This window comes from Pseudomonas sp. Sample_9 (assembly GCF_004307535.1).
Lineage (GTDB): Bacteria > Pseudomonadota > Gammaproteobacteria > Pseudomonadales > Pseudomonadaceae > Aquipseudomonas > Aquipseudomonas mercuritolerans.
On record NZ_RAZO01000008.1, the window covers coordinates 26920 to 37397 of the forward strand.

10 protein-coding genes are annotated in these 10478 nt (G+C 60.6%); 8 read left to right on the forward strand and 2 right to left on the reverse strand.

The features are described 5' to 3' along the window. Positions 1-40: 40 nt before the first annotated feature. Complete coding sequence (locus D6877_RS00635; protein WP_016774209.1) at positions 41-271, reverse strand: hypothetical protein; 231 nt, start codon at positions 269-271, stop codon at positions 41-43. Positions 272-454: 183 nt separating this feature from the next. Here D6877_RS00635 and D6877_RS00640 point away from each other — a divergent pair, with 183 nt between their 5' ends. After that, positions 455-1012 (forward strand): NADPH-dependent FMN reductase, encoded by a 558-nt coding sequence (locus D6877_RS00640; protein ID WP_039763234.1) that lies wholly within the window; start codon positions 455-457, stop codon positions 1010-1012. Positions 1013-1161: 149 nt separating this feature from the next. Then, complete coding sequence (locus D6877_RS00645; RefSeq protein ID WP_130909532.1) at positions 1162-2445, forward strand: arsenic transporter; 1284 nt, start codon at positions 1162-1164, stop codon at positions 2443-2445. 116 nt (positions 2446-2561) lie between these two features. Here the strand turns inward: D6877_RS00645 and D6877_RS00650 are convergent, their stop codons facing one another. Further along, complete coding sequence (locus D6877_RS00650; RefSeq protein WP_130909533.1) at positions 2562-3512, reverse strand: DUF1853 family protein; 951 nt, start codon at positions 3510-3512, stop codon at positions 2562-2564. A gap of 114 nt (positions 3513-3626) precedes the next feature. Between D6877_RS00650 and D6877_RS00655 the strand changes: the two genes are divergently transcribed. From D6877_RS00655 to pepN, 6 genes are read left to right on the forward strand one after another with little or no spacing between them, the layout of a single operon-like run. Beyond that, positions 3627-4517 (forward strand): NAD(+) kinase, encoded by an 891-nt coding sequence (locus D6877_RS00655; protein ID WP_016774212.1) that lies wholly within the window; start codon positions 3627-3629, stop codon positions 4515-4517. After that, entirely contained in the window at positions 4517-5488 is a 972-nt protein-coding gene (locus tag D6877_RS00660; protein ID WP_024012499.1) for a metallophosphoesterase, read from the forward strand. Before D6877_RS00655 ends, D6877_RS00660 begins: the two co-directional genes overlap by 1 nt. Next, positions 5485-6354 (forward strand): rhomboid family intramembrane serine protease, encoded by an 870-nt coding sequence (locus D6877_RS00665; RefSeq protein ID WP_122750647.1) that lies wholly within the window; start codon positions 5485-5487, stop codon positions 6352-6354. The genes D6877_RS00660 and D6877_RS00665 overlap by 4 nt, the downstream gene beginning before the upstream one ends. A 34-nt stretch (positions 6355-6388) precedes the next feature. After that, positions 6389-6649 (forward strand): DUF1315 family protein, encoded by a 261-nt coding sequence (locus D6877_RS00670; RefSeq protein ID WP_042609561.1) that lies wholly within the window; start codon positions 6389-6391, stop codon positions 6647-6649. Beyond that, positions 6646-7476, forward strand: coding sequence for a DUF2797 domain-containing protein (locus D6877_RS00675; protein ID WP_016774216.1), 831 nt, complete (start codon positions 6646-6648; stop codon positions 7474-7476). Before D6877_RS00670 ends, D6877_RS00675 begins: the two co-directional genes overlap by 4 nt. Positions 7477-7486: 10 nt before the next feature. Further along, positions 7487-10144 carry an aminopeptidase N gene (pepN, locus tag D6877_RS00680; RefSeq protein ID WP_130909534.1) on the forward strand — a complete coding sequence of 886 codons (2658 nt, stop codon included), beginning with the start codon at positions 7487-7489 and terminating at the stop codon, positions 10142-10144. The last annotated feature ends 334 nt before the right edge of the window (positions 10145-10478 follow it).

The following is a 10478-nucleotide window of genomic DNA, read 5'->3' on the forward strand; positions in this document are numbered from 1 at the left end:
CCCCAAGTCCGCTCGCATGACTTCTGCTCATAACGCTGGGTTATTGAGCGACGGTTGGCTCAGGTTCGCGAATCAGGGTAATGCCTGATTGAACCAGGAGAAACTCGCTGTCACTGACCTTGTTGACCCGATCGCCAATGGCCAGTCTGTAAATGGGCTCCGAGCCAGTGGATCCGTCTGCAGACGGGTTCGATTCCTGGAATTCATGCACGGAATAAACGCGGCCTTCCGCATCTCTTGCATGAAACTGACCGACGAGTACTGCTGCCATCTGCTTAGAACCTCTGGAGATAAAACGCTTGATTTGCGGCTTTGTAGACCGTCACCAAGCTCGGTAAGTTTTCCTACAGGAAAAAAATATTCGCCGCGCAGGAAAAACCAATGACCACTGGTGAAAGCGCCACTGGATCATCTATAACTAGCGACTCTTCCCACGGACCATCGAGAGTCTTCCATGAGCAATGTCTACAACGTCGCTGTAGTGGTCGGTAGCCTGCGCAAAGCATCGATCAATCGCAAAGTCGCACTGGCCCTCGCCGAACTGGCACCGGCCAATCTCAAGCTGGAGATTGTCGAGATCGGTGAACTGCCGCTGTACAACGAAGACATTGACGGCGATTCTCCGCCGGCAGCCTACAGCACTTTCCGTCAGAAAGTGGCGTCATCCGACGCGGTGCTGTTTGTTACCCCCGAGTACAACCGCTCGATCCCGGCACCGCTGAAGAACGCGATCGACGTCGGTTCGCGCCCTTATGGCCAGAGCGCGTGGAGTGGCAAACCCGGCGCGGTTATCAGCGTATCGCCAGGCGCCATCGGTGGCTTCGGCGCCAACCAGCACCTGCGCCAGACCTTTGTTTTCCTCGATATCCATTGCCTGCAACAGCCGGAAGCCTACCTGGGCGGCGCCGGTAATGCGTTCGACGAAGCGGGCAAATTGAGCGACTCGGTGAAACCGTTCCTGCAAAAATTCATCGATGCCTACGGCCAGTTCGTCGAGCAACACAAGAAATAAACTTACCGAAACTCACTGTGGGAGCGAGCCTGCTCGCGAAGGCTGTGCGTCAGATAATCATTTCATGTCTGGCACACCGCCTTCGCGAGCAGGCTCGCTCCCACATTTGTTCGATTTCCACCCGTTTCGCTATTTGAAGGCTTCTGCGAATGCTCGCTGCGTCACTGATTTTCCTGCTGACCATCACCCTCGTCATCTGGCAACCCAAAGGTCTCGGCGTCGGCTGGAGTGCAACGCTGGGCGCCGTGCTGGCGTTGATTTTTGGCGTCGTGCACCTCACGGATATCCCGCTGGTCTGGCAGATCATCTGGAACGCCACCGGCACCTTCGTGGCGCTGATCATCATCAGCCTGTTGCTCGACGAGGCTGGCTTTTTCAACTGGGCGGCGCTGCATGTGGCGCGCTGGGGGCGGGGCAGCGGGCGAAAATTGTTTGCCTTCATGGTGCTGCTCGGCGCGCTGGTCTCGGCGTTGTTCGCCAATGACGGCGCGGCACTGATTCTCACGCCGATCGTGATTTCGATGCTGTTGGCGTTGCGCTTTTCACCGGCGGCGACGCTGGCATTCGTCATGGGCGCCGGGTTCATTGCCGACACGGCGAGCCTGCCGCTGGTGGTATCGAACCTGGTCAACATTGTTTCGGCGGACTTCTTCCACATCGGCTTCAACCGCTATGCAGCGGTGATGGTGCCGGTCAACTTCGTCAGCGTAGCGGCGACATTGGGCATGTTGCTGTGGTTCTTTCGCCGCGACATTCCTGCGTCTTACGACCCTGAACAACTGGAAAACCCGCACACCGCGATCCACGACAAGGCGACGTTCTACGCCGGTTGGGCGGTGCTGGTGATCCTGTTGATTGGCTGCTTCGCTCTGGAACCGCTGGGCATTCCAATCAGCGCAATTTCGGCGGTGTGTGCCGCGCTGCTGCTGGGTATCGCTGCGCGCGGCCACAAGATCTCCACGCGCAAGGTTATGAAAGAAGCGCCGTGGCAGATCGTCATTTTCTCGCTGGGCATGTACCTGGTGGTGTACGGCCTGCGCAACGCCGGGCTCACTGGTTACCTCGCCGGATGGCTGGACGTGTTCGCCGAGCACGGTGTATGGGGCGCGGCCATGGGCACTGGGGTGCTGACGGCGCTGCTGTCGTCGATCATGAACAACTTGCCGACGGTGTTGATCGGCTTGCTGTCGATCGACGCCAGTCAGGCCAGCGGCGTGATCAAAGAAGCGATGATCTACGCCAACGTGATTGGCAGCGACCTTGGGCCGAAAATCACCCCGATCGGCAGTCTGGCAACGTTGTTATGGCTGCATGTGCTGGAACGCAAGGGCATTCACATTGGTTGGGGCTATTACTTCCGCGTCGGGATTGTGCTGACGGTGCCGGTGTTGCTGGTGACGTTGGCGGCGTTGGCCGTGCGGTTATCCCTATAGATCGAGTTGCTCTTTTCGCGAGCAGGCTCGCTCCCACAGGGGATCGCATTCCACATTTGAAATGCATTCTCTGTGGGAGCGAGCCTGCTCGCGAATTGGGTCAGGCACCACAAATCTCAGGTTTGGCCGGGCACATTCGGCCAAAGATCCGCCACCAGAAACAACCGCTCCGCCTCTTCCCATTCGCCCAGGGCATTCTCGGTCAGGCGCACCATCAGCTGCGCCGGGGCCAGCGCTGGCAGGTCCTGCAGCCACAAACGCAGATGCTCATTCGTCCAGACCTGATCCGCCGGGTAGTGCGCCGGCGCCAGCCATGCGTGACGGGGCAGGGGTTGCCAGCGGCCCGGCGGGCGTTGGGCGACAAACGCCGGCCAGTCCTTCTGATGCAGCCAGCTGCCACGCAAGTGTTGCGGATGGGCGCCGTGCGGTGAGTCGGCCTGCCCGGGCCACGGATACAGCAGGTAACCGCCCAGCCACAGCTGCGCGCTGAAGGTTTCGATATCCAGCGCCGCGAGCACTTCGCGGCTTTCCGGGCGCGCCGAGATCGGCAATTGATGCTCGGCCAGATGCGCCAGTTTGCGATCCAGCCGATCATGACAGCCCGGCCCCAGCCACTGCGCCGGATTGCGGCCATCGCCATCCTGCGGGCCAAGGTAGAGCTTGATCGCCAGTTCCAGATGATGCACGCCGTCGCGGTCACGCAGCAGCATGTCCAGCTCGCCGAGGGTGTGCCCGGCGCGGCGAATCGGCAGGTTGGCGGCGATCAATTCTATGCCCGGCGCATGCGAGACGGCGAACTGCCACAGGCGCTCGTAATACAGGCCCAGACGCCGCGTGCGCGCCTGGGACAACCATTGCAGCAGGCCATAACTGTCGCGGTCGAGCTGGCGCAGCCAATGCTCGAGGCGCTGCGGGTCGTGCACCCAGTCGCTGCCCGCCAGCGGATGGCGCTGTGGCCATGGCGTGGCGGCGAGCATCGGCGGCGCGAGGATCACCCACGCCAGGTCCCGCACTTCGGGATGGCGTAACTGATGGGGCAACTGCAACAAATCGGGAAACAGGATCATCTTGCGAGCATAGCCTTAAACCTGAGCGCACCCTTGAGGCTGAAAGGATTTTGTCTATCTGGCGCTTTCGCCCATAATCGGGTTTTCGCGTTTTCGATTGTCCGCAGAGGTCCCATGGAGCAATTTCGTAATATCGGCATCATCGGTCGCCTGGGCAGTTCCCAGGTGCTGGATACCGTCCGCCGACTGAAACGCTTTCTGCTCGACCGTCACCTGCATGTGATCCTCGAAGACACCATCGCTGAAGTCCTGCCCGGCCACGGCCTGCAAACCTCGTCGCGCAAGATGCTCGGCGAAGTCTGCGACATGGTCATCGTCGTCGGCGGTGACGGCAGCCTGCTCGGCGCTGCGCGGGCGCTGGCCAAACACAATATTCCGGTGCTCGGCATCAACCGTGGCAGCCTCGGCTTCCTCACCGATATTCGCCCGGACGAGCTGGAAATCAAGGTCGCCGAAGTGCTCGACGGCCACTATCTGGTGGAAAACCGCTTCCTGCTGCAAGCCGAAGTGCGTCGCCATGGCGAGGCTATCGGCCAGGGCGATGCGCTCAACGACGTGGTGCTGCACCCGGGCAAATCGACGCGGATGATCGAATTCGAGCTGTACATCGACGGCCAGTTCGTCTGCAGCCAGAAGGCCGACGGCCTGATCGTCGCCACGCCCACCGGTTCCACTGCCTACGCGTTGTCTGCCGGCGGGCCGATCATGCATCCCAAGCTCGACGCTATTGTGATTGTGCCGATGTACCCCCATACCTTGTCGGGTCGGCCAATAGTGGTCGATGGCAACAGTGAGCTGAAAATCGTCGTGTCCAAAGATATGCAGATCTATCCGCAGGTCTCCTGCGACGGCCAGAACCATTTCACCTGCGCACCGGGCGACACCATTACCGTGAGCAAGAAAGCGCAGAAGCTGCGCCTGATTCATCCGCTCGATCACAATTACTACGAGGTGTGCCGCACCAAGCTTGGCTGGGGCAGCAAGCTGGGGGGCGGAGGCGACTGATGCTCGATCCCGCGCGCAGTTACGACCTGATCGGTGACGTGCACGGATGCGCCATGACCCTCGAACACTTGCTGGACCGTCTCGGTTATCACAAGCAGGGCGGGGTCTGGCGGCATCCGTCACGCATGGCGGTGTTCGTCGGCGACATCATCGACCGTGGCCCGCGTATTCGCGAGGCATTGCACATCGTCCACGACATGGTCGAGGCGGGGCAGGCGCTGTGCATCATGGGCAACCACGAATTCAACGCGCTCGGCTGGGTCACCCCGGCGCCACCGGGCAGCGGCAAGCAGTTCGTGCGCGAACACACCAAGCGCCACGCGCGGCTGTTGCAGGAAACCCTGACTCAATTTGAAGACCATCCCGGCGACTGGCATGACTTCCAGCAATGGTTCTACGAGCTGCCGCTGTTCGTCGATGCCGGGCGCTTTCGCGTCGTCCATGCGTGCTGGGACGCCGGTCTGATCGAGCCGTTGCGGGCGTTGTTCCCCAATGGCTGCGTCGATGAGCATTTCCTCCAGGCCTCGGCGGTGCCCGGCAGCTTCGCCTGCACCGTGTTCGATCGCCTGCTGCGCGGCACCGACATGCGCCTGCCCGGTGGCCTGACCATGACCAGCGGCGACGGTCTGGTGCGTTCGTTCTTCCGTACCAAGTTCTGGGAAGACGACCCGAAAACCTACGGCGACATCGTCTTCCAGCCCGATGCACTGCCGGAACCTGTCGCGCAGACGCCGCTGACTTCAACCGAAAAGAATTCCCTGCTGCGCTATGGCGTCGACGAGCCGTTGCTGTTCGTCGGCCACTACTGGCGCAGCGGAAAACCGGCGCCGATCCGCCCGAACCTCGCGTGCCTGGATTACAGCGCCGTGCTCTACGGCAAACTGGTGGCCTATCGTCTGGACCAGGAAACGCGCCTGGATCCGCAAAAATTCGTCTGGGTCGATGTCGAGCGGCCGGAGGTGCTGCAATGAGTGCGGTAGCGGTATTGCGCCTGCCGTTGGCGGTGGATTTGAGCGGTTTCGTCAAACTGCTGCAACGCATGCAAGTGCCCCATCGCGTCAGCGAAGAGGCGGGCGAGCAGGTGCTATGGGCGCCGGAGGAAATCAGCGAGGACGTGCGTTCGCTGTACGAGCGCTTCCCGGCCGGCGACCCGGATCAGCAACTGGACATTCCCGTGGGCCAGACCTTTAAACGACCAGGTTTCGCCGAACAGCTGAAACACGCCAGGGCCACCGGATTGATTCTGCTGTTGAGCCTGATCGTTGGTGGCCTGACCTTCCTCGGCGAAAACCTCGAGACCCTGCGCTGGCTGACCTTCCTCGATTTTCGCGTGATCGGCGAGTACATCCACTTCACGCCACTGGCCGACAGTCTGGCGGCAGGGCAGTGGTGGCGGCTGGTCACGCCGATGCTGATCCACTTCGGCATCCTTCATCTGGCCATGAACGGCATGTGGTACTGGGAGCTGGGGCGGCGCATCGAGTCGCGCCAGGGCAGCATCAACCTGATCGGTCTGACGCTGCTGTTCAGTCTGGTGTCCAACTACGCGCAGTTCGTCTGGAGCGGGCCGAGCCTGTTTGGCGGGCTGTCCGGCGTGCTTTACGGCTTGCTCGGGCATTGCTGGATTTTCCAGATGCTGGCGCCGAACCCGGCCTATCGTCTGCCGCGCGGCGTGCTGGTGATGATGCTGGTGTGGCTGGTGGTGTGCATGTCCGGGCTGATCTCGCTGATCGGTTTCGGCCAGATCGCCAACGCCGCGCACCTGAGCGGGTTACTCATCGGATGCTTCACCGGTTTGTTGGGCGGTTTGTATAACCGCCGTAAACTGGCCGTCTAAAATTTTTGGTTCAGCAAAGAGCACGGAGACCCTGATGTCCTCTTTCAACGACATGATCAGCAACATCACCCCGGACATCTACGAAAGCCTGAAACTGGCCGTGGAAATCGGCAAGTGGTCCGACGGTAACAAACTCACCGCCGAACAGCGCGAGCTGTCGTTGCAGGCGATGATTGCCTGGGAAATCCAGAACCTGCCGGAAGACCAGCGCACTGGCTACATGGGCCCGCAAGAATGTGCGTCGAAGTCGATCGAAGTGCCGAACATCCTGTTCAAGTCGGATGCCATCCATTGATCGAGATTGGCCGCGGTGCAATCAGCAAAATGTCGGCGCGCCTGGACGGGTCGAACGTGCAATACGCGTTTCGTCTGGATGACGTCGAGGTGCCGGTCAATCCGTTGATCGGCAGCACGTTGCGTCTGGAATTCCTGGGGGCGATCCACTGCACCCATTGCGGGCGCAAGACCAAGACCAGTTTCAGTCAGGGTTATTGCTACCCGTGCATGACCAAACTGGCGCAGTGCGACCTGTGCATCATGAGCCCGGAGCGTTGCCACTTCGACGCCGGCACCTGCCGCGATCCGGTGTGGGGCCAGCAGTTCTGCATGACCGATCATGTGGTTTATCTGGCCAACTCGTCGGGGATCAAGGTTGGCATCACCCGTGCCACGCAGTTGCCGACCCGCTGGCTGGATCAGGGTGCGAGTCAGGCGTTGCCGATCATGCGTGTATCGACACGCCAGCAATCGGGGTTTGTCGAGGACCTGTTCCGCAGCCAGGTGGCGGACAAGACCAACTGGCGCGCGCTGCTCAAAGGTGATGCGGCGGCGGTGGATCTGGCGCAGGTGCGCGATCAGTTGTTCGAAAGCTGCGCCGAAGGCCTGCAAGGGTTGCAGGAGCGATTCGGCCTACAGGCGATTCAGACGATTGCCGATGTCGAACCGCTGGAAATCCGCTATCCCGTCGAGCAATACCCGGCGAAAATCGTCAGCTTCAACCTGGACAAGAACCCGATTGCCGAAGGCACGCTGCTGGGGATCAAGGGCCAGTACCTGATCTTTGACACCGGCGTGATCAACATTCGTAAATACACGGCTTACCAGCTCGCCGTGCATCAATAAGGATTCCAGCATGCGCACCGAACAACCGAAGATGATCTATCTCAAGGACTATCAGGCGCCCGAGTACCTGATTGACGAAACGCACCTGACCTTCGAGTTGTTCGAGGACCACAGCCTGGTTCACGCGCAACTGGTGATGCGCCGTAATCCTGAACGTGGCGCCGGCCTGCCGCCGCTGGTGCTCGACGGCCAGCAACTCGAGCTGCTGTCGGTGACGCTGGCGGACCAGGAGCTGAGCGCCGCTGACTATCAAGTCTCGGACAGCCACCTGACTCTGCAGCCAACCAGTGAAACCTTCACCCTCGACACCAGCGTGCGCATCCATCCGGAAACCAACACCGCGCTGGAAGGCCTGTACAAGTCCGGCACGATGTTCTGCACCCAGTGCGAGGCCGAAGGCTTTCGCAAGATCACCTATTACCTCGATCGCCCGGACGTGATGAGCAAGTTCACCACCACCGTCGTGGCCGAACAGCACAGCTACCCGGTGCTGCTCTCCAACGGTAACCCGATCGCTTCCGGCCCCGGCGAAGACGGCCGGCACTGGGCGACCTGGGAAGACCCGTTCAAGAAACCGGCGTACCTGTTCGCGCTGGTCGCCGGTGATCTGTGGTGCGTCGAAGACACCTTCACCACGATGAGCCAGCGCAACGTCGCGCTGCGCATTTATGTCGAGCCGGAAAACATCGACAAGTGCCAGCACGCGATGAACAGCCTGAAGAAATCCATGCGCTGGGACGAAGAGGTCTACGGTCGCGAGTACGATCTGGACATCTTCATGATCGTCGCCGTCAACGATTTCAACATGGGCGCGATGGAGAACAAGGGCCTCAATATCTTCAACTCCAGCGCCGTGCTGGCCCGCGCCGAAACTGCCACCGACGCTGCGCACCAGCGGGTCGAGGCGATCGTCGCCCACGAATACTTCCACAACTGGTCGGGCAACCGCGTGACCTGCCGCGACTGGTTCCAGCTGTCGCTCAAGGAAGGTTTCACGGTGTTCCGCGATGCCGGTTTCTCCTCGGACATGAACTCGGCGACGGTCAAGCGCATTCAGGACGTGGCGTACCTGCGTACCCACCAGTTCGCCGAAGATGCAGGTCCCATGGCCCACGCCGTGCGCCCGGACAGCTTCATCGAGATTTCCAACTTCTACACTCTGACCGTGTACGAAAAGGGCTCGGAAGTGGTCGGCATGATCCACACCCTGCTGGGCGCCGACGGCTTCCGCAAGGGCAGCGATCTGTACTTCGAGCGCCACGACGGCCAGGCCGTGACCTGCGACGACTTCGTCAAGGCCATGGAAGATGCCAATGGCGTTGATCTCAGTCAGTTCAAACGCTGGTACAGCCAGGCCGGCACACCGCGTCTGGCCGTCAGCGAGTCCTACGACGCTGCGGCGAAAACCTACAGCCTGACCTTCCGCCAGAGCTGCCCGCCGACCCCGGACAAGGTGGAAAAACTGCCGTTCGTGATCCCGGTCGAGCTCGGCCTGCTCGACAGCCAGGGCAATGAAATCGCCCTGCGTCTGGCTGGCGAAGCCTCGGCACAAGGCACCACCCGAGTGATTTCGGTAACCGAAGCCGAGCAGACTTTCACTTTCGTCGACATCAACGAACAGCCGTTGCCGTCGCTGCTGCGCGGCTTCTCGGCGCCAGTGAAGCTGAGCTTCCCGTACAACCGCGATCAACTGATGTTCCTGATGCAGCACGACAGCGACGGTTTCAATCGCTGGGATGCCGGTCAGCAATTGTCGGTGCAAGTGCTTCAAGAGTTGATCGGCCAACATCAGAAAGGCGAGAGCCTGAAGCTCGATCCGCGTTTGGTGTCGGCGCTGCGCACGGTGCTGTCCGACGAGTCGCTGGATCAGGCGATGGTTGCCGAAATGCTTTCGCTGCCGGGTGAGGCCTATCTCACCGAGATCAGCGAAGTGGCTGACGTCGAGGCGATTCATGTCGCTCGCGAATTTGCCCGCAAGCAATTGGCCGAAGGCTTGTTCGAAGCGCTGTGGCTGCGTTATCAGGCCAACCGCGACTTGTCGAAAAAGACTCCGTACGTGGCCGAGGCCGAGCACTTCGCCCGTCGCGCCTTGCAGAACATCGCCCTGTCGTACCTGATGCTCAGCGGCAAGCCGGAAGTGCTGGCGGCGGCGCTCGAGCAGTTCGAGACCGCCGACAACATGACCGAGCGCCTGACTGCGCTGGCGGTGCTGGTCAACTCGCCGTTCGAAGAGCAGAAGGCTTTGGCTTTGGCGAGCTTTGCCGAGCACTTCAAGGACAATCCGCTGGTCATGGACCAGTGGTTCAGCGTGCAGGCCGGCAGCACCTTGCCGGGCGGTTTGGAGCGGGTGAAGGCGTTGATGCAGCACCCGGCGTTCAACATCAAGAACCCGAACAAGGTGCGGGCACTGATCGGCGCGTTCGCCGGGCAGAACCTGATCAACTTCCACGCGGCGGACGGTTCCGGTTATCGCTTCCTTGCCGATCTGGTGATCGAACTGAACGGCTTCAACCCACAGATCGCCTCGCGCCAACTGGCCCCGCTGACCCGCTGGCGCAAATACGACAGCGCCCGTCAGGCACTGATGAAGGCCGAGCTGGAGCGGATTCTCGCTTCGGGGTCGTTGTCCAGCGACGTGTATGAAGTGGTAAGCAAAAGCCTCGCGTAACCCGATCATTTAGGAGCTGTCGAGGGAAACGAGGCTGCGATCTTTTGATTTTGATGATCATAAAGGTCGGTATTCCAGCTTCAGACCGCCCCTCACCCTAACCCTCTCCCAGAGGGAGAGGGGACTGACCGAGGTGAATATTCGAGTTACACCGACCTGAAATTCCGGCATCGAACTCAGGTCTTGAAACCAACAGGGATCGGCTCCCTTTCCCCCTCTCCCAGAGGGAGAGGGGACTGACCAGGTGAATATTCGAGTTACACCGACCTGAAATTCCGGCATCGAACTCAGGTCTTGAAACCAACAGGGATCGGCTCCCTTTCCCCCTCTCCCA